Annotated in this window: 23 protein-coding genes; 20 read left to right on the top strand and 3 right to left on the bottom strand. The window is 37.9% G+C overall.

Annotated elements, in window-relative coordinates; genetic code table 11:
• The 6 genes from fliD to secA all read left to right on the top strand — a co-directional run bounded on the left by fliD (position 1) and on the right by secA (position 7,235).
• Positions 1 to 2,364 (top strand): flagellar filament capping protein FliD, encoded by a 2,364-nt coding sequence (gene fliD / locus MHB39_RS03630; RefSeq protein WP_342545867.1) that lies wholly within the window; start codon positions 1 to 3, stop codon positions 2,362 to 2,364.
• A 27-nt stretch (positions 2,365 to 2,391) separates the two neighbouring features.
• Complete coding sequence (locus tag MHB39_RS03635) at positions 2,392 to 2,751, top strand: flagellar protein FliT (RefSeq protein WP_312123801.1); 360 nt, start codon at positions 2,392 to 2,394, stop codon at positions 2,749 to 2,751.
• A gap of 202 nt (positions 2,752 to 2,953) precedes the next feature.
• A complete protein-coding gene (gene fliS / locus MHB39_RS03640) occupies positions 2,954 to 3,364 on the top strand; it encodes a flagellar export chaperone FliS (protein ID WP_342545868.1) in 411 nt (136 codons plus the stop codon).
• Positions 3,365 to 3,554: 190 nt separating this feature from the next.
• Positions 3,555 to 3,938 (top strand): PilZ domain-containing protein, encoded by a 384-nt coding sequence (locus tag MHB39_RS03645; protein WP_004227539.1) that lies wholly within the window; start codon positions 3,555 to 3,557, stop codon positions 3,936 to 3,938.
• 90 nt (positions 3,939 to 4,028) lie between these two features.
• Positions 4,029 to 4,580 carry a ribosome-associated translation inhibitor RaiA gene (raiA, locus tag MHB39_RS03650; protein WP_004227537.1) on the top strand — a complete coding sequence of 184 codons (552 nt, stop codon included), beginning with the start codon at positions 4,029 to 4,031 and terminating at the stop codon, positions 4,578 to 4,580.
• A 144-nt stretch (positions 4,581 to 4,724) separates the two neighbouring features.
• Positions 4,725 to 7,235 (top strand): preprotein translocase subunit SecA, encoded by a 2,511-nt coding sequence (gene secA, locus MHB39_RS03655; protein ID WP_054549768.1) that lies wholly within the window; start codon positions 4,725 to 4,727, stop codon positions 7,233 to 7,235.
• Positions 7,236 to 7,298: 63 nt separating this feature from the next.
• Here the strand turns inward: secA and MHB39_RS03660 are convergent, their stop codons facing one another.
• Positions 7,299 to 8,681 (bottom strand): IS1182 family transposase, encoded by a 1,383-nt coding sequence (locus tag MHB39_RS03660; protein ID WP_257520888.1) that lies wholly within the window; start codon positions 8,679 to 8,681, stop codon positions 7,299 to 7,301.
• A gap of 410 nt (positions 8,682 to 9,091) precedes the next feature.
• Between MHB39_RS03660 and MHB39_RS03665 the strand changes: the two genes are divergently transcribed.
• Together MHB39_RS03665 and prfB are read left to right on the top strand one after the other, a co-directional pair.
• Complete coding sequence (locus MHB39_RS03665) at positions 9,092 to 9,634, top strand: competence protein ComK (RefSeq protein WP_048392056.1); 543 nt, start codon at positions 9,092 to 9,094, stop codon at positions 9,632 to 9,634.
• Between the two features lie 125 nt (positions 9,635 to 9,759).
• Positions 9,760 to 10,861, top strand: a protein-coding gene (gene prfB / locus MHB39_RS03670; RefSeq protein WP_100069623.1) for a peptide chain release factor 2 whose coding sequence is annotated in 2 segments (ribosomal slippage) — positions 9,760 to 9,831 and positions 9,833 to 10,861 — 1,101 coding nt in all. Because the reading frame shifts where the segments join, the coding sequence is not laid out codon by codon here.
• Between the two features lie 43 nt (positions 10,862 to 10,904).
• Here prfB and MHB39_RS03675 read toward each other — a convergent pair.
• Positions 10,905 to 11,414: a competence protein ComK gene (locus MHB39_RS03675; RefSeq protein WP_048392055.1), complete on the bottom strand. Its 510-nt coding sequence runs from the start codon at positions 11,412 to 11,414 to the stop codon at positions 10,905 to 10,907.
• A 227-nt stretch (positions 11,415 to 11,641) separates the two neighbouring features.
• On the opposite strand from MHB39_RS03675, the gene MHB39_RS03680 reads away from it, so the two are divergent.
• The 7 genes from MHB39_RS03680 to MHB39_RS03710 all read left to right on the top strand — a co-directional run bounded on the left by MHB39_RS03680 (position 11,642) and on the right by MHB39_RS03710 (position 21,809).
• Positions 11,642 to 11,890 carry an IDEAL domain-containing protein gene (locus tag MHB39_RS03680; protein WP_048392054.1) on the top strand — a complete coding sequence of 83 codons (249 nt, stop codon included), beginning with the start codon at positions 11,642 to 11,644 and terminating at the stop codon, positions 11,888 to 11,890.
• 430 nt (positions 11,891 to 12,320) lie between these two features.
• A complete protein-coding gene (gene uvrB / locus MHB39_RS03685) occupies positions 12,321 to 14,300 on the top strand; it encodes an excinuclease ABC subunit UvrB (protein WP_312123797.1) in 1,980 nt (659 codons plus the stop codon).
• A 7-nt stretch (positions 14,301 to 14,307) separates the two neighbouring features.
• Positions 14,308 to 17,175: an excinuclease ABC subunit UvrA gene (gene uvrA / locus MHB39_RS03690; RefSeq protein WP_342545869.1), complete on the top strand. Its 2,868-nt coding sequence runs from the start codon at positions 14,308 to 14,310 to the stop codon at positions 17,173 to 17,175.
• A 283-nt stretch (positions 17,176 to 17,458) separates the two neighbouring features.
• The gene (locus tag MHB39_RS03695) at positions 17,459 to 18,646 is read left to right on the top strand and encodes a DUF4097 family beta strand repeat-containing protein (RefSeq protein WP_342545870.1); all 1,188 of its coding nucleotides are present in this window, start codon (positions 17,459 to 17,461) and stop codon (positions 18,644 to 18,646) included.
• Between the two features lie 244 nt (positions 18,647 to 18,890).
• Positions 18,891 to 19,577 (top strand): cell division ATP-binding protein FtsE, encoded by a 687-nt coding sequence (gene ftsE / locus MHB39_RS03700; protein WP_016991524.1) that lies wholly within the window; start codon positions 18,891 to 18,893, stop codon positions 19,575 to 19,577.
• Positions 19,567 to 20,451, top strand: a complete 885-nt coding sequence (gene ftsX / locus MHB39_RS03705; RefSeq protein ID WP_016991523.1) for a permease-like cell division protein FtsX — start codon at positions 19,567 to 19,569, stop codon at positions 20,449 to 20,451. Before ftsE ends, ftsX begins: the two co-directional genes overlap by 11 nt.
• A 53-nt stretch (positions 20,452 to 20,504) precedes the next feature.
• The gene (locus MHB39_RS03710; RefSeq protein WP_342545871.1) at positions 20,505 to 21,809 is read left to right on the top strand and encodes a peptidoglycan DD-metalloendopeptidase family protein; all 1,305 of its coding nucleotides are present in this window, start codon (positions 20,505 to 20,507) and stop codon (positions 21,807 to 21,809) included.
• Between the two features lie 26 nt (positions 21,810 to 21,835).
• On the opposite strand, the gene MHB39_RS03715 is transcribed toward MHB39_RS03710, so the two are convergent.
• Entirely contained in the window at positions 21,836 to 22,261 is a 426-nt protein-coding gene (locus tag MHB39_RS03715) for a hypothetical protein (RefSeq protein WP_342545872.1), read from the bottom strand.
• Between the two features lie 204 nt (positions 22,262 to 22,465).
• Here MHB39_RS03715 and MHB39_RS03720 point away from each other — a divergent pair, with 204 nt between their 5' ends.
• The 5 genes from MHB39_RS03720 to MHB39_RS03740 all read left to right on the top strand — a co-directional run bounded on the left by MHB39_RS03720 (position 22,466) and on the right by MHB39_RS03740 (position 26,887).
• A complete protein-coding gene (locus MHB39_RS03720) occupies positions 22,466 to 23,098 on the top strand; it encodes a hypothetical protein (RefSeq protein ID WP_342545873.1) in 633 nt (210 codons plus the stop codon).
• Positions 23,095 to 23,682 (top strand): redoxin domain-containing protein, encoded by a 588-nt coding sequence (locus MHB39_RS03725; RefSeq protein ID WP_016991519.1) that lies wholly within the window; start codon positions 23,095 to 23,097, stop codon positions 23,680 to 23,682. Before MHB39_RS03720 ends, MHB39_RS03725 begins: the two co-directional genes overlap by 4 nt.
• 237 nt (positions 23,683 to 23,919) lie before the next feature.
• Positions 23,920 to 25,362: a S41 family peptidase gene (locus MHB39_RS03730; RefSeq protein WP_016991518.1), complete on the top strand. Its 1,443-nt coding sequence runs from the start codon at positions 23,920 to 23,922 to the stop codon at positions 25,360 to 25,362.
• Between the two features lie 122 nt (positions 25,363 to 25,484).
• Positions 25,485 to 26,666 carry a PDZ domain-containing protein gene (locus MHB39_RS03735; protein ID WP_333006430.1) on the top strand — a complete coding sequence of 394 codons (1,182 nt, stop codon included), beginning with the start codon at positions 25,485 to 25,487 and terminating at the stop codon, positions 26,664 to 26,666.
• On the top strand, positions 26,666 to 26,887 hold the full coding sequence (locus tag MHB39_RS03740; protein WP_016991517.1) for a DUF2198 family protein: 222 nt from the start codon (positions 26,666 to 26,668) through the stop codon (positions 26,885 to 26,887). Before MHB39_RS03735 ends, MHB39_RS03740 begins: the two co-directional genes overlap by 1 nt.
• The last annotated feature ends 28 nt before the right edge of the window (positions 26,888 to 26,915 follow it).

Here is a 26,915-nt window from a genome sequence, read left to right on the forward strand (position 1 = left end):
ATGGTAATGCGAATTGGTGGACTAGCATCAGGAATGGATATTGATGCTTTAGTAGAAAAATTAATGAATGCAGAAAAGGCACCATTAAACAAGCTATTACAAAATAAACAAAGATATGAGTGGCAACGTGATGCTTATCGCGATGTTAACAATAAGTTAAGAACATTTGATACGTACATTGCAGATAATTTAGTATTAAAAAATTTAAATACAAAAACAGCAAGTAGCTCAAATTCAGATTTAGTATCAGCTATTGCAACTAGTAAGGCTACAGGAACACTTTCCATTGAAGGGGTTTCACAATTAGCATCTGCAGCACGTACAACAAGTGGACAAATTGATGGTACTGGTTCAACAAAAATGAGTGAGTTAGTGGGAAGTGATACGGAATTTATTGAATTCACAGCTCCTACAGCTGATGGTTCAAATCCAACAAGTGTAAAAGTTCCAATTACATCCAATATGACAGTAGATTCCTTTATTGAAAAAGTGAACGAAAGTAATGCAGGTGTTTCAGCAATTTTTGAAAACGGACGCTTCTCTTTCACAGCTCAAAATACCGGTAAAGGCGATATCACTGTTAATGGTGTTAATGCTAATGGCACAAATACGGATATAAGTAAATTGAAGTTACAAGAGGGTGAAGGTGCAACAGTAACTGAAGGGAAAAATGCTATTTTCCAAGTAAATGGTATTGCCACAGAGCGTAATTCAAACACATTTACACTTAATGGTTATAACATTACCCTAAAAAAGACATTTAATGATACAGCTACAAATGTAAATAAATATCTTGCTGCACAAACAGAATTTACTAATGCTACAGCAGCTAAGGCTGATTTAGATACAAAAGCTACAACTGCAAATCAGGCATTTAATACAGCTTCACTTGCATATCAAGATAAGCTTAATGATGTATTTAAAGTTGGATTTGATGATACAGAGAAGGCAGCTTATAACAGCTTTAATCAGTTATTTTTAGCTAATCTAACAGATGATGAGATTTTAGAACTAGGTAATCTTCCTGTATTTGATGCAGATGATACATTTGAAGATATGCTAGCTAAAATCTCAGCTGATAGTACGATTTCAGAAGATTTAAAGGAAAAGCTACACACTTCTTTATCTTCAAAGGAACAGTTAGAAACATTGAAAGATTTAGATGCAACAGCTTTAACGAAATTCCGTGCAGAAGCAAGTAGAGAGGTTGACTATGCTAGTTTAAATAAGTCTTTTTTAAGTGGATTAACTACTGATGAAATTGAGGTGATTGCTAGCCTTGATTTATCCAAAGACGATCCATTTGAAGGGCTAAGCCTAGATGCTGATTTACAAGCAAGCGTTCAAGCAAAATTAGATAGTTTATCTACGGCACAAAAGGAGAAATTAGATACAGTTACCAAAGAAGATTTAACATCCTACTCCGAACTTGCACAATTACAAATTGTACATGATGAGAAAAGAGCTGCTAAAAACTCAGCAGATGCTGCACTTACTGCTGGAGAAGCTCGTTTAACAAATGCGACTGCCGCATTTGCATCAGCAAAGGCTGAAGCTGAAGCTGCAGGGATTTTAGAAGAAGGAACTGAAAATATTAAAGAAGGGTTGCCTACAAACCCAACTGAAGCTGCTGTTACATTGTCTTCTACAACAAACGTTGACGATATGATGAACAAAATTAAAGATTTTGTGAATATGTACAATGCGTTCGTTACAGATTTAAAAGACCAAACGACACAAACGAAATATCGAGATTATGCGCCACTAACAGAAGATCAGAAAAAAGATATGAAGGAAAATGAAATTAAGCTTTGGGAAGAGAAAGCGAAGAGTGGTTTACTTCGTAATGATTCTATCCTTCGTGATGGACTTTCGAAGATGCGTTCTCTTGTCTATGAAACAGTTCCAGGTCTTGAGGACTCAAAATTCCAGACATTATTTAGTATCGGTATTACAACTACAAAAAATTACAATGATGGTGGCACATTAGAAATTGATGAAAAGAAACTACGTGAAGCGCTAGAAGAAGACCCAGATGCAGTAGCACGCCTATTTAAAAATGATGCCGGTAATGAAAAGGATACTGTAAATGGCCAAACTGTTGATACACGAGGCTATCTTGCAAGACTCCGTAGTTCAATGGATGAATTCAAAATTTCAATTGAGCAAAAAGCTGGTCGTGCTACGATGACAGATCACCAATATACGATTGGTAAAAACTTAATTGATACAGAAAAGCGTATTTCTACATGGCAAGATAAGCTAAAAAATATCGAAGCTCGTTACTGGAAACAGTTCACAGCCATGGAGCAAGCCATTAATAAAGCTAATCAGCAATCTGGAATGTTCATGCAACAAGGTTGAGGCTTCTAATTAAGGTAGGGGAAAAATATGCAGCTAATAGATCAACTATTGCAAGCTTCAGCTAATTTATTTAAGCATTTGGGTGAAACTCCAAAAGGTGAAGACCGAGATGAATATATCGACACTATCAACAGCATGTTGGACAAACGTGGTACGATTTTGGAAAACCTAATGAAAGAAGGGTTTCGTTTCGATGAACAAAATCGCATTCATCGTACACTGTTGGAACTCGATAATGGCATTAAAGAACGGTTAGCGGCTGTTATGGATGCAGTTAAACAAGACATGGCAAACCTACAAAAAACGAAAAAAAGTGAACAGCAATATTATAATCCTTACTCGAATGTTCGCGTAATGGATGGCATGTATTATGACAAAAAAAATTAATAGTTTATCTTCATTCATCGTGCTGGAAGTTGCTAGCTGAATGAAGATAAAGCATTGGCAGATGTCATCCGATTTTAAAAGGAGTGAATTGTGATCATACAATTCAAAATCCAGACAAAATTACGCTGAGACGTAAATAGCTTTTCTTCGGAAAATGGTTTAAACTAGTAAATAAGTAACCTTTCAAAGGAGTTGTCCTTTATTGGCAGCAAATTTAACAGCACAAAACGCGTATAAGCAAAATAGTGTGACTACAGCTTCACCTGGCGAACTGACATTAATGCTTTATAATGGATGCTTAAAATTCTTGCATAAAGCGAAACTAGCTATCCAAGATAAAAATATTCAAGAGAAAAATACAAACATTCAAAAAGCTCAGGCGATTATTAGTGAACTTATGTCTACACTCAATATGGACATTGAGATTTCGAAACAAATGCTACCTCTTTACGAATATATGAATCATCGTTTAGTAGAAGCCAACATTCAAAATGATGTAGCCATTATTGAGGAAGTGGAAGGATTTGTGACGGAATTTCGCGATACGTGGAAGGAAGTTATTCGCATTAATCGACAACAGCAGTTTGGTCAGGGAAACAGCGGACAAATTTAGACACAATTAGAGACCATCGAAAAAAGATGGTCTTTTTTTTGTTAAACATTGAATTCGTAATTATCACTAACTAGTCATAATTTAGGCTATTCAACGGTAAAATATGTTACTTATTCCCTGTAGCTGTAAGTTGGGCATCATGGCATAATCAAAGCAATAAACATGTTTAAAAGAGTACTGGGGTGGGAATATGATCTTTAAGCGTCAAGAAGGTTTCCGATTTAAATTTAAGGAGCCGATTCAAATAACTTTTGCTATTTATGAGAATGGAAAGGTCAATCATGGACAAACGGCTATGGCTGAATTGTTGGATATTAGTCCACGTGGATTGAAGATGTTTACGGAAGTGGATTTAGGTATAAACCCTCCTCCATTAGATATCCATTTTGTGCTTGATACACAAGAAGTTCGAGCGTATGGAGAAGTAATTTGGAGTCGTCCATTTGGGAGCGGCAAGCAATACGGCATTTATTTTAATAATCAAGGACCAGTGGAAGATTTGATTGTTGGAGAACTAAAGCTTCGGCGAAAAAAGGAAGCAGCGGAAGCGAAAAAACAAAATAATAATTCATAAAAATTTTTGTAAAAAAAAGAATGATTTTAGAGGAATTTCACACACTTGTGTAGAAATAGATAGTATAGCAGTTATAAAGGAGGAGTTTACATGTTAAACTTTAACATTCGTGGTGAAAATATTGAGGTAACTCCAGCTATTCGAGAGTATGTTGAGAACAAAATCGATAAAGTTGAACGCTATTTTAACGAAGATGTTAATGCCAACGCTAATGTCAATTTAAAGGTTTACAATGACAAACAAACTAAAGTGGAAGTTACTATTCCAATGAAGAATCTAACTCTTCGTGCTGAAGAGCGTCATAATGATATGTATGCTGCTGTTGATCTAATTGTTGATAAATTAGAGCGTCAGATCCGCAAGCATAAAACAAAAGTAAACCGTAAATTCCGCGAGCGTGAAGGTGCAGGCCTTTATTTTGCTACTACTCAAGCAGCCGCTGATGCTGTGTCAGAGGAAGAAGAATACTCAATTGTTCGTACAAAGCAATTTGATTTAAAACCTATGGATCAAGAAGAGGCTGTTCTACAAATGAATATGCTTGGACATGATTTCTATGTCTTTACAGATGCTGAATCGAACGGCACAAATATTGTATATAAACGTAAAGATGGAAAATATGGCTTAATTGAAACTACTTAAAACTTCATGATGACAAAGGCTCTCGCGATGGCGAGGGCCTTTTTTTGGTATGACAATCATATGTAGCCGGGGTGACAGTTTGCATGAAACTGTTACACAATGGTAAAATGAAAGTTGAATCTATATAGGAAGTGAAAAACATTCATGGCAAACCTATTAAATAAATTATTTGATTTCAATAAACGTGAGCTAAAAAAATTAGAAAAAATCGCTGACCAAGTTGAGAGATTCGCTTCTCAAATGGAACAGCTTTCAGATGATCAACTACAAGCGAAAACAGATGAATTTAAAAAGCGCTATGCTGAGGGTGAGCATTTAGAGTCGATTCGTGCCGAAGCGTTTGCTGTTTGTCGAGAAGCGGCAAAACGTGTATTAGAGATGTACCCATTCCGCGTTCAAATCATGGGGGCAGCCGCTCTTGATGAGGGGAATATTGCGGAGATGAAAACCGGGGAAGGTAAAACTTTAACAGCGACAATGGCTGTTTATTTAAATGCCATCACTGGTAAAGGTGTACATGTTGTAACAGTCAACGAATACCTAGCGAGTCGTGATGCTGCTGAAATGGGACAACTTTATAATTTCTTAGGCTTATCTGTTGGGCTTAATTTAAATAGCCTTTCAAAAGATGAAAAACGTACTGCTTATGAGGCAGATATTACGTATAGTACAAACAATGAGCTAGGATTTGACTACTTACGTGATAACATGGTGCTTTACAAAGAGGAACGTGTACAACGTCCATTGCACTATGCTGTCATTGATGAGGTGGACTCGATCTTAATTGATGAAGCTCGTACGCCATTAATTATTTCGGGTCAAGCTGGGAAATCAGCACAGCTTTATAAACAGTCTAATGCGTTTGTGCGTATGTTAAATGCAGAGACAGACTATACGTATGAAGAGTCAACAAAAGGTGTTACGTTAACAGATGCAGGTGTGGAAAAGGCAGAAAAAGCATTTGGCATCGATAATCTATTTGATTTGACACATGTTCGTTTAAATCATGCGATCAATCAATCATTAAAGGCGCATGTAAGTATGCATAACGATGTCGATTATGTTGTGCAGGATGGCGAAATTGTGATCGTTGATGGCTTTACTGGTCGTTTGATGAAGGGTCGTCGTTATTCTGATGGCTTACACCAAGCGATTGAGGCTAAAGAAGGCGTTGAGATTCAAAATGAATCGATGACAATGGCGACAATTACCTTCCAAAACTACTTCCGTATGTATCAAAAGCTTGCAGGGATGACAGGTACAGCGAAAACAGAGGAAGAGGAATTCCGTAATATTTACAATATGAATGTTGTCGCTATTCCGACGAATAAACCGATTGCTCGTGATGATCGTGCTGACTTGATTTTTGCAACGATGGAAGGGAAATATAAAGCAGTTGCTGCTGATATCGCAGAGCGTCATAGAGCTGGTCAACCTGTTCTTGTTGGTACAGTTGCTATTGAAACGTCTGAGATTATTTCTAAACTATTGGATAAACATAAAATTCCTCATAATGTATTAAATGCGAAAAATCATGAACGTGAAGCTGAAATCATTGCGAACGCTGGTACAAAGGGTGCAGTGACAATTGCAACTAACATGGCTGGACGTGGTACCGATATTAAACCTGGCGAAGGAGTACTCGAAATTGGCGGTTTAGCGGTAATCGGTACAGAGCGACATGAATCACGTCGTATTGATAATCAGCTTCGTGGACGTTCTGGTCGTCAAGGGAATCCAGGGGTTACACAATTCTACCTATCCTTAGAGGATGATTTAATGCGTCGTTTTGGCTCTGATAATATGAAGTCGATGATGATGCGCTTAGGTATGGATGATTCCCAGCCATTGCAATCTAAAGTTGTGTCGAGAGCTGTAGAATCAGCGCAGAAACGTGTCGAGGGTAATAACTTTGATGCGCGTAAACGCTTATTACAATATGACGATGTACTACGTCAGCAACGTGAGATTATTTATAAAGAGCGTTATGATGTACTAGAAACAGAAAATATGCGTGTGCTTGTTGAGTCTATGATTCAAGAAACAATTGATAATGTTGTTAGCCTGTATACTCAAGGTGAACAGAAGGATTGGAACCTAAAGGCTATTGAAGACTTTGTAGCGGCTAATCTTTTAGAGGAAGGTCAACTTAAAGTATCTGATTTCCAAGGCAAGTCTGCTGAAGATATTAATCAGCTAATCTCTGATGCTGTTCATGTTCGTTATGATGAAAAAGAGGCAGAACTGACACCAGAGCGTATGCGTGAGTTTGAAAAGGTTATTTTATTACGATCAATCGATACAAAATGGATTGATCATATTGATGCAATGGATCAACTACGTCAAGGTATCCATCTGCGTGCTTATGGTCAAAACGATCCACTTCGTGAATATCAACAAGAAGGCTTTGCGATGTTTGAGGATATGGTAGCCTCTATTCGCGAGGATGTTGCGAAATATGCGATGAAAGCAGAAATCCGCAATAATCTGGAGCGTGAAGAGGTGGCAAAGGGGCAGGCTGTTAATCCAAAAGAAGAAGGTGGCGCTGCGCCGAAAAAGCAACCAGTACGTAAAGCTGAAAACATTGGCCGTAATGATTTATGTCCATGTGGTAGCGGCAAGAAATTTAAAAACTGTCATGGCACAGCTCAATAATATCTAGGTGAAAAACAACCCTGTCAATGAAATCCCTGTGAATTTCCACAGGGATTTTTTGAATTATTCAAAAGAATCTTCTATAATTTTATATGTGAGATGGAGTCCAACTTGTTTTAGTGAACGGAGCTTGGTCCATTTCTTAAAGTTTTGAATGAGTGCGATCATCAAAACTTGTGTTTTTACTTTGGGTATACCACGGTATCTGGCATAACGGAGACCGTGGTATTCTTTGCTATGGGCAAAGCTTAGTTCAATCGTTTGTGGTCGGACAGTTTTTAAAATTTTCCCTTTCCATGATAATCTCATTTCTCTTAGACGATCATAGGTTTTTTGATGAATAGAAAGCCTTAAAATACGGTCTTTTTCGTTTAAAGCGTACGGGCAGTTTTTGCAGCTTCCTTTTGATGCTTTAAATTCGTGATAGCCTTTGCGCGTTGATGTTGTATAACGAAACGGTACGCCCATTGGACAAGCATACGTCGTTTCGTTTAACTTTTTGAATTGATGACGCCGACAGCTTGGATGTTCTTTTGTCTGGCTTCTTTTATAAGGTATGGAGACAAAAAAGCCTCGTTTAAAGAGCTCATTCGCACATTGTGCATTATAATAGCCAGCATCTAATGTAATTTCTTTCGCATACTGCTGAAATAGTTCATGCAATTGATTCAGCTGCTGAGGTAAAATTTGATGTCCAGGTCTATTTGCTGCTGTGATTTCAGAGGCAATAATAAATCCATGTAATGTATCGACAATACGATGTTCATAATACGCAAATTGCCCTCTCTCCACATGTTTAACGGATAGGCGCGCATCTTCATCGACAGGACTAAAATTCGTTGGATGAAATATCACTTTAGATAGGGCCGGCTTTAATGGTTTTTTTCCTTGTTTTTCGCGGAATTGATTGATTCGTTTTAAATCGTTCTCATTCTCTTCAACCATTTTTTTCACAAGGAGCCGTTGACGAAAACGTTTATTGGCATTGGCCTTTAACTCCGTTTCATCTGCAGCCCACGTTTTATTCGCAATAAATCCTTCCTGATGAATGGCCCACACTTGTTCATTAAACAACGCTAACCAAAATGGAGGTCCTTTCAGACGTTCCCATAAAAAACGAGAAATTGTACTATGATGAGGTACTTTTTCAAATAGATGAATCCCTAGAAACCAACGATACGTGGCATTTGATTGAACTTGTTTACACGTCAAACGGACAGATCGAAACCCTTCTAGACTTTGAATCAATAATATCTTCACCAAAATAATCGGATCTTTAGACGGACGCCCGGTAGGTGTATTTGAATAATAGCGCATCAACTTTTTTAAAATCGATTGCCAATCAATTAATTGATCCAATTGCACTAACAGGTGGCTCTTATCATACATAGCTAAATAAGCCTCCCGATTTTTTTCGATGGTCTGTCTTGAAGTAGTAAAGAACATAAAAATCCCTCCAATTCATTTCATAGAATTGAAAGGACTTTACCCGATTTTTCAAAAAAATTTCATTGACTAAATAGTTTATCAACAGAATGAAAAAATCATTTTAACTACGTGTTAAAATGATTTTTTCTTTTTAAAATTACTCAAAAATGAAGAAATTTTAGTATAAAAAGTCAGAATTTATAGACAATTGAAAAATATGGGTATACAATAGCTGTAATAATAGGTATATAGTACAAGTTATTTATCCTGTTATTATCCTGAATTTTTGATGGTGATACTAAGTCTTAAGGAGGATCGGAATTTTCAAGCAATCTTACTCATTGAAAATAGCGGGAATGTACGCATATTTGTATATTCCTTTTTATTTTGACTGGAAGCAACATAAAATGTATAAAGGGGGACTATAGATGCATAAAAAAGATATTATGAATAGTGAAACAATGATGTATATGCCTGTGTATGATTCCTTTGGAAATTTATGTACGCAGGTGTATGAGAAAAATAATGAGTATATATCTACGTTACCACCAACGAAATTATTGGACTTTAATCTGCGTTATTTTGGTTCTAGTTTAAGAGGAGCGTTCGATGGTTCGAAAATGATCCTAGGCAAGCTTAATAAAAATCCTATCGTCGTGCACGAACGTTGTAATATTTTATGGTTTCCTAGTAGGTCTCCTTTACACCCTGACTGTATCTGGTTCGCTGTTCATCATATTGATGACTATGTCGCTGTGGATAAAAAGAGGACAAAGGTTACTTTTATGAATGGCAAGGAATTTATTGTGGATGTCAGTGTCAATGCGTTAGAGTCTCGGATTCAAAGAGCATTTTTATTAAAATATAGACTAGAGAAACGAACAAAATATTTACTTGTTCAGTATGACCGTGTGAAAGTATTTCAACGTCTTGCCAAAAATATGTTTGAGGACGAGACGCAGGATAGTTGACTTAATTCCACAAAACATCTGCTAGATAGTATGTTTTCGTTTCTAAAAACGTTATAATAAAAAGATACGGAGCTTTATAAATAAAGTGTTAGCTCCATGACTAACGTTCGGAGGATTTAACGATGATTGAATTAGCAGATGTACGCAATGTGTTAGACACTACAGCCAAAAAATTGGCGGACTTTAGGGGGTCTCTTTGACTTAGAGAACAAAGAGGCACGTATTCAGGAGCTAGATGAAATGATGCTAGAGCCAGGCTTTTGGGATGATCAGCAAGGTGCTCAGGTGATTATCAATGAAGGAAATGGCTTAAAAGCGATTGTCAATGAATATAAAGATTTAGTGGAAACACATGAAAATTTAGATATGACACTGGAACTTTTACGTGAAGAACCAGATGAAGAATTACAAGAAGAACTAGGCAAAGAACTAGCAGAATTCCAACAAAAGATGGCTGATTTCGAGCTACAATTACTGCTAAGTGGCCCATACGATCAAAACAATGCCATTTTAGAGCTACATCCTGGTGCTGGTGGTACGGAATCACAGGACTGGGGTTCAATGCTATTACGTATGTATACGCGATGGGCTGAGAAGCGTGGATTTAAAGTGGAAACAGTGGACTATCTACCAGGAGATGAAGCTGGGATTAAATCTGTAACATTGTCGATTAAAGGTCACAATGCTTTCGGTTATTTACAAGCGGAAAAGGGTGTGCATCGTCTAGTACGTATTTCTCCATTCGATTCGTCTGGCCGCCGTCATACGTCCTTCGTTTCCTGTGATGTTATGCCAGAGTTTGACGACAATATAGAAATCGATATTCGTACAGAGGATTTAAAAATTGATACGTATCGTGCAACAGGTGCAGGTGGTCAGCATATTAATACGACAGATTCTGCCGTTCGTATTACGCATATTCCTACTGGTACGATCGTACAATGTCAAGCTGAGCGCTCCCAGATTAAAAACCGTGAAAAAGCGATGACGATGTTAAAAGGGAAGCTATATCAACTAGAACTTGATAAACAGCAGGCACAATTAGATGAAATACGCGGTGAGCAAAAAGAAATAGGCTGGGGCTCCCAAATTCGTTCGTATGTCTTCCACCCATACTCGATGGTGAAGGATCATCGTACAAATGAAGAAACAGGTAATGTGGGTGCTGTGATGGATGGCGATTTAGATCCATTTATTAATGCCTATTTACGTTCAAAAATAAATTAATACCCAGATTCCCCAAGAGTGAGATGCTCTTGGGGAATTTTTGTTAAAAGGGTGGATGATAGGGTGCATCTTGGCTCAGCTGTTTTCGTTCATTCATGTAATATTTATACAGCATAGATGCGTTAAGAAATTGTTTACTAATGGAAGCATAACGAATAGGTAGTTCGATTTGTTTATCATTTTTTAACGTTACAATACACCCCAATTCACTAGGAGTAATATTAATAATTGCATGAAGCCCTATCCATATATTGTGAATGGAGCTGGGTGAATAAGTTGGCAAAAAAATACAGGGATAACCATAATCAAAGGCCACGACGATTGGTAGCTTGTGTTGATTGCCGAAAAAACGTTTAGCCGATTGTTTTGCGGCTTCATAAGTTGATCCTAATGAGAGACAGGATTTTCGAAGGACATGCATCGGTTTGCGTGTAACAATCAGCTCATTATGCTTATCAATCACGTGCGTGAAGACTTTGGAGTCATGCTGAATAGGTTGCAGCAAATAAGTATTGAATGAAATTAAGTAGCCGTTTACAAAGTTAGTTGTCATATAGGGAGTGCCTCCTTTTTTCTAGTTATAACGGTAGTGTAAAACAGAATATGACTTTCTTAAATTAAATGAAATAGTTGAAAATCGTTGAGAAAAGCACGAAATGCCTAGAGAATTTGCTCTAAATATCAATTGATTAATAGCTAATCCAAGATATTTTCGAATCGTAAGCATTGCTTTTTAATTTCAATTTTCATATAATTTAGAAAAGGATCGAGGTGAGATCGTTGGATAAATATTATTCGTATACAGATTTTCTGAAAGCCGTTGGTCAGTCGAAAAAAGTTGATGAGGCAGAGAAATTATTAAACGAGATTTATTTAGATTTATTTTTAAATCGTATCCAGCGTATGCATCGGCAAGAGCAGCTCATGGTTCTGATAGATAGAGCACTCGATGAAAAAGATGAAAACGCATTTTATCAATACGCATCCGAACTAACTTCCTTACACCAAACAGAAGATGAATCATGTTGACGAACCCGCTCTCCATATCTATTGGAGAGTGGGATTTTTTTGCTTTTGAAAATATTTGCAGAGGATGTGAAGATTGTATGTTTTGGTTAGAAGAAGTGATCTTGCTTATAGAATGGGGAAAGTCATTTAAAAAGTTTGAGACGCTGTTTATAAAAAAGTGAGAGTCGCTCTAAAAGTACATAGCCCGGCTCCTGAGAGAGTGTGAGCTGCACATAAAGCAAAACAGGAAATCTCATCCATAAATAAAGCTTGAAAACTTGATAAAACGGCTATTATAAGAGTAAAAAGTTAAATTGAACGCCATGTTATGTATTAAAAATTTTAGAGATGAAAAAATTTTTTACAAACATTCGTTCGTTAAATGTTCGAAATTTTAATATCGCTATGCTAAAATATATGTACAAATTGGAAGGAAAGGATGGGGACATGAGTGCAAACATTTGATTTACAAGCGCCATATCAGCCTAACGGGGATCAGCCACAGGCCATTGCGGAATTAGTGGAGGGTGTGAAAGCAGGCAAACGTCATCAAACATTGCTTGGTGCTACTGGAACAGGTAAGACGTTTACCATTTCGAATGTCATCCAGCAAGTCAAAAAACCAACACTAATCATGGCACACAATAAAACGTTAGCTGGCCAGCTATATAGTGAATTTAAAGAGTTCTTCCCAAATAACGCCGTTGAATATTTTGTCAGCTACTATGATTACTACCAACCAGAAGCTTATGTACCGCAGACAGATACCTATATAGAAAAAGACTCTAGCATTAACGATGAAATTGATAAGCTGCGTCACTCTGCTACCTCTGCATTGTTTGAGCGTGAGGATGTCATTATTATTGCATCTGTGTCCTGCATTTATGGTTTAGGTTCTCCCGAAGAATATCGAGAAATGGTTGTTTCCATTCGTACAGGTATGGAAATTGAACGTAATCAGCTACTGCGCAAGCTTGTAGACGTTCAGTATGAGCGTAATGATGTTAGTTTTACTCGCGGAACATTTCGGGTACGTGGAGATGTAGTGGAAATTTTCCCAGCCTCTCGTGATGAGCATTGTATTCGGGTGGAATTTTTCGGTGATGAAATTGATCGCATTCGTGAAGTAGATGCACTAACTGGAGAGATTTTATCGGATCGAGAGCATGTTGCTATTTTCCCAGCATCCCACTTCGTTACACGAGAAGAAAAAATGCGAAAAGCAATTGAAAACATTGAAAAAGAATTAGAGGAACGACTTGCATTATTACGATCAGAAGATAAATTACTAGAGGCACAGCGTTTAGAACAACGTACACGTTATGATTTAGAGATGATGCGTGAAATGGGCTTTTGCTCTGGGATTGAAAACTATTCACGTCATTTAACATTGCGTGAGGCAGGGGCCACTCCATATACTTTGCTAGATTACTTCCCTGATGACTTTTTGCTTGTGGTCGATGAAAGTCACGTAACACTCCCACAGGTTCGAGGAATGTACAATGGTGACCAAGCGCGTAAAGGTGTGCTCGTGGAACACGGCTTCCGCTTGCCATCTGCTTTAGATAATCGTCCATTACGTTTTGAAGAGTATGAAAACCGTGTACATCAAGCCATTTATGTATCAGCCACACCAGGTCCATATGAGCTGGAGCATACACCAGAAATGGTAGAGCAAATTATCCGACCAACTGGATTATTAGATCCATTAATTGATGTACGTCCTATCGAAGGGCAAATCGATAATTTAATTGATGAAATACAAGATCGAATTGCGCGTGATGAGCGAGTTTTAGTGACAACGCTAACGAAGAAAATGTCTGAGGATTTAACGGCTTACCTGAAGGAAATGGGCTTAAAAGTTGAATATTTACATTCAGAAATTAAGACACTAGAACGTATTGAAATTATCCGTGAGCTTCGCAAAGGAACGTATGATGTACTAATAGGTATTAATCTATTGCGTGAAGGTCTTGATATCCCTGAGGTGTCCCTTGTGGCGATTTTAGATGCTGATAAAGAAGGATTTTTACGTTCAGAACGTTCATTGATTCAAACCATTGGTCGTGCTGCTCGTAACGCGAATGGTCATGTCATTATGTATGCGGATCATATAACAGACTCGATGAAAAAGGCGATTGATGAAACGCAACGTCGTCGTGCATTACAAATGGCTTATAACGAGGAGCATGGCATAACACCTCAAACGATCATTAAGAAAATCCCAGATGTGATACGTGCAACACAAGTAGCAGAAGAAGAGGAATCCTATGTAACAAAGGCAACAAAAGGCAAAAAGCTAACAAAGGCGGAAAGAGAACAGCTCTTAGCTTCCCTAGAAGTCGAAATGAAGGAAGCAGCAAAAGCGCTTGATTTTGAACGTGCGGCTGAGTTGCGAGATACAATATTTGAATTGAAGGTAGAAGGGTGAATGACTTGTGAAAAATACTGAAATTGTCGTGCAAGGCGCACGTGCTCATAATTTAAAAAATATCAATGTCACAATTCCACGTGACCAATTAGTCGTTTTAACAGGATTATCAGGCTCTGGAAAGTCTTCTCTAGCATTTGACACAATTTATGCGGAGGGCCAACGTCGTTATGTTGAGTCCCTCTCCGCCTATGCCCGCCAATTTCTTGGACAAATGGATAAACCAGATGTCGATGCAATAGAAGGCTTGTCGCCTGCTATTTCCATTGACCAAAAAACAACTAGTCGTAACCCACGATCTACTGTCGGTACGGTAACGGAAATCTATGATTACCTACGTTTACTTTATGCACGTATTGGTAAACCGATTTGTCCAAATCATGGCATAGAAATCACTTCCCAAACGATTGAGCAAATGGTGGATCGTTTATTAACCTATCCTGAGAGAACTAAGATGCAGCTCCTTGCACCAATGGTTTCTGGACGTAAGGGTACCCATGTTAAACTACTAGAAGATTTAAAAAAGCAGGGGTTTGTTCGTGTACGAATTGATGGGGAATTGCGTGATTTAGATGATGCTATCGAACTTGATAAAAATAAAAAGCATTCCATCGAAGTAGTAGTGGACCGTGTTGTTATGAAGGAAGGTATTGCAGCTCGTCTGAGTGATTCTTTAGAAACGGCTTTACGTCTGGCAGATGGACGTGTGCTTGTCGATGTGATGGAACATGAAGAGTTACTATTTAGTGAGCATCATGCCTGCCCATTATGTGGTTTTTCGATAGGTGAATTAGAGCCTCGTATGTTTTCATTTAATAGTCCATTCGGTGCTTGTCCAAGCTGTGATGGCTTAGGTTCGACACAAGAGGTGGATTTAGATTTAGTGGTACCTGATTGGGATCGTTCCTTGCTAGAGCATGCCATCGCACCATGGGAACCAACTAGTTCACAATACTACCCACAATTATTAAAAGCTGTATGCGATCATTACGATATTCCAATGGACGTGCCTGTGAAGGATTTGCCAAAGGAAAAGATGGATAAAGTTTTATATGGCTCTGGAAAAGACAAGATACACTTCCATTATGAAAATGAGTTTGGCAATGTGCGAGATCAGATGATTGAATTTGAAGGTGTTGTGCGCAATGTTGAGCGTCGTTTTAAAGAGACAACATCCGATTATGTTCGTGAGCAGATGGAAAAATACATGGCACAGCAGGCTTGCCCTTCATGTAAAGGGTATCGTTTAAAACCTGAAACGTTAGCAGTGAAAGTAGCCGATAAGCATATTGGTGAGGTTACCCAATATTCGATTCAGGAAGCAGACACATTCTTCAAAGAGCTTGATCTCTCTGAAAAGGATATGCAAATTGCTCGATTAGTTTTACGAGAAATCGAAGAACGATTGGGCTTCCTTGTGAATGTTGGTTTAGACTATTTAACATTGAGTCGTGCAGCAGGTACATTATCTGGTGGAGAGGCGCAACGTATTCGACTTGCTACGCAAATTGGTTCACGATTAACGGGGGTCCTCTATATTTTAGATGAGCCTTCGATTGGTTTGCATCAGCGTGATAATGATCGGCTGATTAGCACGTTACAAAATATGCGTGACATAGGAAATACGCTAATAGTGGTAGAGCACGATGAAGATACGATGCTTGCAGCCGATTATCTCATCGATGTAGGACCTGGAGCAGGCGTTCATGGCGGGCAAATTGTGGCAGCAGGTACACCGCAGGAAGTTATGAATAATGAAAAATCTTTAACTGGACAATATTTAAGTGGTAGAAAGTTTATTCCTTTACCAATAGAAAGACGCCAACCAAATGGTCGAAAGCTCTCCATTAAAGGTGCCAAGGAAAATAATTTACGCAATGTTAAAGTAGATGTTCCATTAGGCTTATTTGTAGCAGTGACAGGTGTCTCTGGTTCAGGGAAATCGACACTGATTAATGAAATTTTATATAAATCTTTGGCACAGAAGCTGAATCGTTCAAAGGTTAAGCCTGGCGAGCATAAAGAAGTGACAGGTATCGATGAGCTTGAAAAAGTAATTGATATTGATCAATCGCCAATTGGGCGTACACCTCGTTCAAACCCAGCAACTTATACAGGTGTTTTTGATGATATTCGCGATGTTTTCGCAGCAACAAATGAAGCAAAGGTACGAGGCTACAAAAAAGGACGCTTTAGCTTTAATGTCAAGGGCGGTCGCTGTGAAGCATGTCGTGGCGACGGCATTATTAAAATTGAAATGCATTTCCTTCCAGATGTTTATGTACCATGTGAAGTATGTCACGGCAAACGGTATAACCGTGAAACACTTGAAGTGAAGTATAAAGATAAGAGTATTGCAGATATTCTCGATATGACGATTGAGAATGCAGTAGTGTTCTTTGAAAATATTCCAAAGATCCAGCGTAAGCTACAAACGATTGTTGATGTTGGGCTGGGCTATATGAAATTAGGTCAACCAGCCACAACCTTATCGGGTGGAGAGGCACAGCGTGTAAAACTAGCCTCTGAATTACATCGACGCTCTACAGGGAAATCCTTCTATATTTTAGATGAACCAACAACAGGATTACATGCCGATGATATTGCTCGTTTACTTGTCGTGTTGCAGCGTCTTGTTGAAAACGGTGATTCGGTATTAGTTATTGAGCATAACTTAGATGTGATTAAAACAGCAGATTATATCATTGACTTAGGTCCAGAAGGTGGAGACAAAGGTGGTTCGATTGTTGCAACTGGTACACCTGAAGAGGTAGTAGAAGTAGCTGGCTCCTATACAGGCAAATACTTAAAACCAATCCTGGAACGTGATCGTATGAGAATGGATGCATTGCTAGCAGAAGCTTCTAAATCTTAATGGATTTACATTTGAACGGAAATGATCAATTTGGATTGAACGGTGATCTTAAAGTGGAGAAAGTCGCTCAATCCAGATTGAAAATGATCCGAAATGGGAAGAACCAGCTTAAACAGAGGCCGGAAGTGATCCAACTAATCTAAAAAACGAGCAATAAAATCTTCATAGGTAAAAGCCTGACGATGTTGTAATGAAAAGACCCAATTTATTCAATTTTGCAGTGAAACTTTTCACATGATGGATCGTATAAATAGTATAACGAACTGAGGGAGGCTATTTATTTATGCAAAATGAACGTCAACGAATTTTAGAACTTGTAGAAAAAGGAACAATTTCGGCACAAGAGGCGATTACATTATTAGAAGCATTAGAGCAACCTGGCAAGTCTACTCAACATGTTATGAATGATGTGTCGAAAGAGACGCAATCCTTTTCAAGTGAAAAAGAGCCATTATTTGAAGAAAAATCAAAAGATGGTGACAAGAAAAAAGATGATTTTATGAAATACTTCCAAGATGAAATGCAAGATTTTCGTAAGGATTTAACGCAAATCGGTTCTCTTTTTATGGATATGATGAATACGGCTGTTAAAAAAGTGAAGGAATTCGATGTTGCTTCTCCATTCGGAGATAAAATTGAATTTACCCATACAGAAGAAGTGGCTGCTGCTAATGTAGACAAGATTATCGTTGAATTACCTAATGGTAACTTCTCATTGGACTCCGGTGAAGGCGATACTATTCAAGTAATCTGCAAGGTAAAGGCACCTTTGATGAACGATAGTGAAGAAGAAACTCGCAATCACTTTTTAGAGCAATTTGTTGTGAAAGAGGAAGCGCAATCACTTCGTATTTTAAGCCAATTAAAGCTTGTTCAAGTCAATGTGAAGGTGCTAGTACCAAAGGATAAGCTTGAAAAATTATCTGTGCGCCTAATGAATGGTAGTGTTTCATTACAGGATACAGAATTTGAAGAATTAAAAGTGAAAACGTTAAACGGTGCCATTAAAGGAACGAAATTTAATTTCGGAAAAGCGGAAGTGGATTCTTCTAATGGTTCCATTGAATTAACGAATGTTCGAGGTAAGGAATTAGAGGCTGAAACATTGAATGGGCGTGTATATTTAGATGGTGCTTTGGATGAAGTGGAAGCTAAGTCTGTCAATGGACATGTAGTCGTGACAACATGCTCGACAAATTCATCTAAAATTAAAGCTCAAACAGTCGCTGGAGCAGTGGAATTATATGTTCCACGAACAATTTCATTGAGCGGCAAAGTGGTCACAAATTTTGGTAAAGTGGATGTGGGTATCCAGGATGTTTCTAAAATGGAGTCACAAGATCAATTCCTATCCAAGGTAGTCCGCTTCGACAAAGAAGTTGAAAATGCGAATCGTTTATTCATCGAAGGCGAATCAAAAACAGGTGCTGTCTTAGTGCGCTACACAACAACAGATGAACAACAAATTTAACAGTAGGAGCATTCAAGTTAAAGCTTGAATGCTTTTTTTCTTGTCAAACAAGATTCGACCTTGCATATAGAGGCGAATCTTGTTTTCATTTTTGTCATTTTCTTAAGGATAATGGCAAGGAAAGAACGAAATAGAAGGAACTGCCACGGATTGAAATGAAACTGTAATAAAAAAACAGAAATAGAGTGCTATAATAGTAAAAGAAATACCTCTTACATAGATGAGAGTTTTAGGTGGTTTAATCATGATAGAAATGAAAAATGTGACAAAGAAATACCCAAACGGTGTTGTTGCGACAAATGGTATTTCGGTTAATATAAAGCAAGGCGAATTTGTGTATGTAGTCGGTCCAAGTGGGGCAGGTAAGTCTACATTTATTAAATTGATGTACCGTGAAGAAAAGGCAACATCAGGACAAATTATTGTGAATGGTATTGATTTAGCAACTTTAAAGAATAAGAAGGTCCCTTTTTTGCGCCGTCAACTTGGTGTAGTTTTCCAGGACTTCAAATTATTACCTCGTTTGAACGTTTATGAGAATGTAGCGTTTGCGCTTGAAGTAATTGAAGAAAAGCCAGATGAAATTCGACGTAGAGTTATGGAAGTGTTAGAACTAGTTGGATTGAAGCATAAAGCAAGAATGTTTCCAAATGAGCTTTCAGGCGGAGAGCAGCAACGGGTATCGATTGCTCGTTCGATCGTCAATGTTCCAAAAGTGGTGATTGCAGACGAACCTACAGGGAACCTTGATCCTGAAACATCATGGGAAATCATGAATTTGTTTGAGGAAATTAATGCACGTGGGACAACGATTGTAATGGCGACCCATAACCGTGAAATTGTAAATACGATTCGTCGTCGTGTTATTGCAATTGAAGGCGGCTTAATTGTCCGTGATGAACACGGAGGTGAATACGGCTATGAAATTTAGTACAGTAAAGCGCCACTTCCGGGAAAGTATCAAATCACTTGGTCGAAATAGTTGGATGACCATTGCCTCTGTCAGTGCCGTAACCGTTACGCTCATTCTAGTAGGTGTTTTTGCGCTTATTATGATGAATTTAAATAAAGTAGCAACGGATTTAGAAAATGATGTCGAAATTAAAGTGTTAATTGATGAGACAGCAGATGAAGCTGCGGAAAAAGTTCTCATCGAAAAAGTCAAAAAATTGCCTGGTGTCTCCGAGATGACTTATTCCACTAAGGAAGATGAGTTAACCAAGCTAGTAAAAGACTTCGGTGATGATTTTAAACTCTTTGAACAAAGTAACCCATTACGTAATGTTATTTATGTAAAAGCTGCTGATCCACAGCAAACAGCAAAAGTTGCGAAAGCTATTGATAAATATGAGTATACATATGACGTGATGTATGGCGAAGGAAAAGTAGAAAAACTATTTAACTTCTTAAATATTAGTCGTAATGTAGGAATCGTACTTATTTTAGGGTTATTATTTACAGCAATTTTCTTAATTTCAAATACAATTCGTATAACGATTATAGCTCGTCGTGATGAAATAGAAATTATGAAACTTGTAGGGGCTACGAATTCATTTGTGCGTATCCCATTCCTATTAGAAGGCATGTGGCTTGGGATTTTAGGTTCTATTATTCCGATTGCGGTTGTCACAACCCTTTACCACAATATATATAAAATTATTGCTCCACGTTTACAAGGAGAGCTTGTTCAATTACTAGACTTTTCCCCACTTGTGTATCAGGTAAGCGGTCTTCTGTTACTCATTGGTGTTCTGATCGGTATTTGGGGAAGCTTCATGTCAGTACGTAAGTTTTTAAAAATTTAGTCACAACGGATATTTGTGAAAAAGAAAAGAATAGTCGAAGGGGAGTTCAATCGGTGAAAAGTAAGGCGAAAAACACATTGAAAACACTTGCAGCTGCATCTGCTCTAATTCTTTTTATCCAAACTCCATCAGCATATGCAACAAGTTTATCGGATTTAAAAGAAGAAAAGAAACAAGTTGAAACAAAGAAGAATCAGTTAAATTCATCTATCAGCAATAAATCAAATGCAATTACAGCAAATCAAGAAAAGCAACAACAAATCTTAGATCAAATTCAAGCATTGAACGCTGAAATCGACAAGACTAATAGTAATATTAAAAAAGTACAAGCAGATATTCGGGCAACAAATGAGGAAATTAAAAAGTTAGAAGCGTCTATCGAAGAGCTTTTGCATAAAATTGAAGAGCGCGATTTATTGTTACAAGAACGTGCACGTGCGATTCAAGCAGGGGGCTCTGTTAGTTATTTAGATGTATTGCTTGGCTCTAATAGTTTTGTAGACTTTATTGATCGTTTCTCTGCAGTTAATGCATTATTGGAAGCGGATCGTCAAATTATTCAAGATCAAAAAGATGATAAACAAAAATTAGAAGAGCAAAAGCAAATTGTAGAAGAGAAGCGTAAAAACTTAGAAGATAAAAAAGCTGAGCTTGAACGATTAAAAGCATCATTAGATAGTCAAAAAGCTGAGAAAAATAAACTAGTCGACCAATTAGAAAAAGAGCAAGAAAAGCTGAAATCAGAAAAAGTATTACTTGAAAAAGAGTACTCAGAGGCTTTAGAAGTTAGTCAGGAATTGCAAGATCAAATTATTGCTGAACAAAATCGTTTGGCTGAAATTGCGCGTCAACAAGAGGCGAAACGTAAAGCAGCCGCAGCGGCAGCAGCTGCTGCTGCTAACAATGGTGGCGGATCATCTGGTGGTACAGTCCATGCACCTCAATCAAACGGAACATGGATTAAACCAACGAATGGTCGTTTAACATCACCATATGGTTGGCGAAATCTTGGAGCAGGACCTGAATTCCATTATGGTGTCGATCTTGCAAATGCAACAGGAACACCAATATGGGCAGCAGCAGATGGCGTTGTTTCTTACGCAGCCCCACTTAGTTCGTATGGTAATGTTGTCATTGTGACGCACTCAATCGATGGACAAATTTATACAACCGTTTATGCACATTTAAGTGCATTTAATGTTAGTGTAGGACAAGAAGTAACACAAGGTCAGCAAATAGCAGCGATGGGTAGTACAGGTCGCTCTACTGGCCCACACTTACACTTCGAAGTGCATATTGGACCTTGGAAAGGACAAGCAGTCGGCAGTGTTAATCCACTGAAATATATTCCATTGTAAACATAAAAGCTATACACTAGCGTTTTCTAGTGTATAGCTTTTAATATTTCATCGAATGTTTCACCATTCACCAGTTTATAGGTTTGCCCATCTATCGCCAATAAGCCATTATTGTAGAAAAATATTTTTAATGTATGGTCATAGTAAGTAATGTCCAATTGATAGACAACATCAGCTTGTTTGTTATTTAATAAGGTTCTTTTTACTTCCCAAGTACTTAAGGCTAAACGCATATCCTCTAATCGTGGATCGTCACGATTGATAATAGCCAAGCTTTTATTGGTACCATTGCCAACTTCCCAAATTGTCATCTTATTTACTATTTCTTCAAGATCCTTATTAGGTAAAAAATCTTGTAGCAAATTCTTTGTTTGATACTCTGAATACAGCATCAGAATACTAATGCCGAGAAAAATGGCGGCAATCCATAGTATAAGTCGCTTTGAAAGCATATCTCCCTCTCCCCTTTTATCATTTTACGAAATATTCCAATGAAAGTTTCATCGCTATTATAAGATTCTAATTAATGTTATGATGAATATATACATAGTGGGGTATTTTTATTGTTGTTATTTCTGAAGATTTTCTTAAAACAATGTGAAATATTCTTTTTTAAAAAGGTTCTATGCTATGCTTTCGGAGGAGGATTCGTTGGAATGATAAATACAGAGTGGTACTCGATCCGAACATTAACTTTACCAGCTACTGCAGTCGCTTTACTTATTACTTTTTTTATTGTATGGCTGATCCTGCGCTTACAATTTTCTAAAAGGTTGTCTGAGTTATATAGTGACGCCATTTTCACGTTTATTATTGTTTGGAAGTTAAGTTTGCTTGTAACAGATTTCAGAACGGTTATAAGCAATCCAATCACATTGCTTTATTTTAATGGCGGAACAATGGGTGTTTATCTTGGTGTTATCGTAGCATCCTTACAAATATGGAGAAAGCGACAGAGTCTACAGCTTGAGGAACAAGAGATGCTAGCTGGTAGCTGGGCTATTATTTTAACCCAATCCATTTATCAAATGCTTGCGGTGCTACTTAATGACAATAACACATCGAGTGAAGTTATAACATTAGCTGTGCTAAGTGTGGTCACACTCCTCATATTATGGAAACTAATAGCAGTGAAACAAGCTTTATTACTCTATACATTAAGCTATTTGATAGTGGCTTTCATACAGCCACTTGGTATATGGCAAACAGCTGTGGCTGTTAGTTTAATACTACTTAGTTTGGGTTTAATCATTCAGCATGAACGAATCAATGTGGGAGGTAAGAAATGAAAAAAAATATTGGGCTGCTGATCGTTGTGCTATTAGTGGTTGCGATGATTGGTACATATGTAAAACAACAAATTGACGAAGAACGTGCCATTGATAAATCGGCTCTAGGTAAGGATATGGAGGAGTCAGAAACCGGCTTAGGTAAAGGCAATATACCGCCTGATTTCACCTTAACAAGCTTAGATGGGGAAGATATCACATTAAGTGACCTTCGTGGAAAAAAAGTTGTTTTAAATTTCTGGGCGACATGGTGCCCACCTTGTAAGGCGGAAATGCCACATATGCAAAGCTTCTATGATGAGTATGCAAAAGAGAAAAATGTTGAAATTATAGCGGTCAATTTAACAGATGCTGAACGTGATGTGACCGCTGATGCCAAAGTGGATACAGTGATGACATTTAGAGATAGCTTTGAGCTAACGTTCCCCATCTTACTGGACCCAGACAATGAAGCTGGCTTAAATTATCAAGTCATCACAATTCCAACCACTTATTTTATTGATTCCAACGGCTACATTCAACGCGCCATCAGAGGACCAATGGATGTGGATATGTTAAATGATTATGTAGATGCACTAGATTGATTCATAAAAATCTGCTCGTTTTCTATAGTAGAAACGAGCAGATTTTTTTATTTTCTATGAAGTCAAGGTGAGTCGCGGAAGCATGTTGAATACCCTCGAAGTCAAGGTACATTCCTGCGAATCAGCAATCATCATGCATGTGTAAAGTGAAATATTCTCTCTTTATAATTTTGAAAGGTAATTTTGTATGTTTGAAAAAATAGAGTCATACAGTAAAAGAGACGGAGGAGGGAAGATTTGCGCAAATTAACAGCCGGTGTCGGAGTCCTACTTAGTAGTTTGGTGGTGGGCAGTGGTATTTACTTTGATTGGTTTAATATTGGCGATAAAAAGGAGCCTGTTACGGAGGTTGATACTATTGGTGAGGCTATGACACTCATTGAAGAGAAATCAGTATATAGTACAAAAAAGGATGCATTGGTGGAGGGGGCTCTTCGTGGTATGGCTGATGCCATTAAAGATCCTTATAGCACGTATTACTCCAAGGAAGAGGCTGAGCAACATCGGCAAATGTTGGCTGAGGAACGAGTAGGCATCGGTATTGAACTGACGGAAAATAAAGGGAAGTTTATCGTTGTGTCACCTGTTCGTTCATCCCCAGCAGAGAAAGCAGGGATGCGTTCACTCGATGAAATTGTACAAGTTGATGGGGTACGAATAGATGGAAAAACGATGAGTGAATTAATGCATTTAATTCAAGGTGAAAAGGGAACGAAAGTAACCATTGTTGTCTATCGTCCAAGTGAAGATAAGCATATTAAGATGACGATGGAGCGCGCAGCCATTTCTAATAAAACGGTTACCAGTGAGGTTGTGAAGGTAGAAGATACAGCTATTGGCTATGTGGTGATCTCCTTATTCGGTGAAAAAACCGCTAATGAATGGGTGGCTGAAACGAGTAAATTACTTCGTAAAGATGTGGAAGGAATTGTAATCGATGTACGGGATAATCCAGGTGGTTATTTACATAGCGTCGCAGCGCTACTGAGCACAGTATTGGACAATGGCAAAGTATTTGCATATATGCAAAATGCGGAAGGTGCTATGGAACCATTAAAAACACAAACAAAAGGCTTCGATCAAAAATATATAGAAACGATGAATAAAATTCCCATTGTTGTGTTACAAAATCAAGGTAGTGCGTCTGCTAGTGAAGTATTAAGCGGTGCTTTAAAAGGCTGGGGACGCGCTTCACTTGTTGGGGTTAAGAGCTTTGGAAAAGGGACTGTACAAGAATCTTGGGAGCTTTCCAATGGTGGGGAGCTTAAATTATCAACCAATAAATGGCTAACACCAAAGCGCGAATGGATTCATGGGCAGGGCATTGAAGCCAGTTTAATGATCGAGCAAAATGAATTATTTGCTTTTCAACTTCATCCACTAACAGGTAAGTTTAAAGTGGGCGATATGAGTGAAGAGATTTCCTATTCACAAAATGCCTTACAGAAACTAGGTTATCAAATCGATCGTTTAGATGGCTATATGGATGAAACGACTGCAGAGGCCGTTAACCTTTATCGTAAACAGAAAAAATTAAAGCTAGCAGAAGATGAATTTTATATGGATACGACATTCTTTAATAGTTTAAACGAAACATTAAAGGATTTTAAAGCCGATCGTCAAAATGACCAGCAATTCCAAATGGCCACTAGTTTTTTACTGCATACGATTGAACAATAAAACTTGCTGACAGAACAAAAATACCATAATACAAAGCTTTCTATGAGTTTGTACTACGCAAGCGTGTAGTCCTTTGATACAATAAATTCATAGTATTCAAGATAGAAATGGCGGGTGTTCGTATGGTTAGTGAGATATTAATAGAAATAGTAACAGCGATTGGCCGCTTTTTACTCAACCCATTACTGTATATAGTCATAATATTTGCTATTATTTTAGGTTATCGTCGAGTAAAACAGGAGCGTAAATTCTTTAATAGACGTATTATTTGGGGCTGGACGGAGTTAATCGGACAATGGAAAGATGGGTGGCTCTATGCACTAATTATTTCTGTCATTAGTATTGGAGCAGGTCTAACTGTCCCAAAGGAATTTTTAATCATTTTAACGGCAGTTTCTATAGTGGCACTTATCTTATTTGTCATGAATGCAATGTCACCTATTTTGACAATGGGGATTGCCACACTTGCCATATGGGGTATGTCCTATTACAATTGGTCATTTTCCTGGTGGAAAATTTCATTAGGGACTGTCCATTTAGAGAATGGCGCAATTGTGACAATTACCATTCTTGCGGGCCTTTGTGTCATTGCAGAAGGGCTATTAATTCGACGTATGGCGATGAAGGTGTCAACACCGTGTATTGAGAAAACGAAGAGGGGTATGCAGGCAATTGTCTATCGTTCAAGAAATGTGTGGGTATTACCTATTTTCTTTGTTATTCCTGGCGAGGCGATTTCGGCGATGTTCCCATATTGGCCTCAGTTTACGATAGGTCATAATAGCTTTGCGCTTGTGTTATTTCCACTTGTCATTGGCTTTACTAAACTGACAAGAAAGGAATTACCAGCATTAATGTATCCAAAAATTGGCCGACCTGTCTTTTTACTAGGGCAGCTTATTTTAATAGGAGGATTGGCTGCATATTTTGAGCCAGTGATTGGGTTCATTACACTTGCTGTTGGTGTAATTATCCGTATTATAATTGCTATCTACTTTGCACAGCAGGAAAAAACAGATCATTATGCAGTTGCGCCAAGTACGAAGGGTGCTATTATTGCAGCCGTTCTTCCTGATTCACCTGCTGAGAAAATGGGCTTACTTGCTGGGGAATGTATTCGCAAGGTAAATGGTGTGTCAATTTTTACAGAAAATGAGTTATACGAAGCACTGCAATTAAATGCCGCTCATTGTCGTCTAGAGGTTTTAGACCGAAACAATGAATTACGTTTAACGCAACATGTGATTTATAGTAATGATCATTACCGTATTGGACTATTATTAGCTGAGCCGAGGGAAGTATAATGGACGTTTTTGGGAAAATGATGTTAGCATTATTCATACCAGCTATATTGGTATTATTATTCACCAGAATTACCTATAATCGCTATGTTGCATTGTTATTAGCCATTGCACTTATTGCCGCCTCAGTATATGCAGGCTATACATCCCCACCTATTATTTTCGTTATTGATGCATTTTCATTAACAGTAGGCTTTTGGCTAGCAAGTAAAATGAATAAATAAGAAAGGTCAGTCCAGGCATAAACTGTAC

The organism is Lysinibacillus sp. FSL K6-4013 (genome assembly GCF_038630435.1).
Lineage (GTDB): Bacteria > Bacillota > Bacilli > Bacillales_A > Planococcaceae > Lysinibacillus > Lysinibacillus boronitolerans.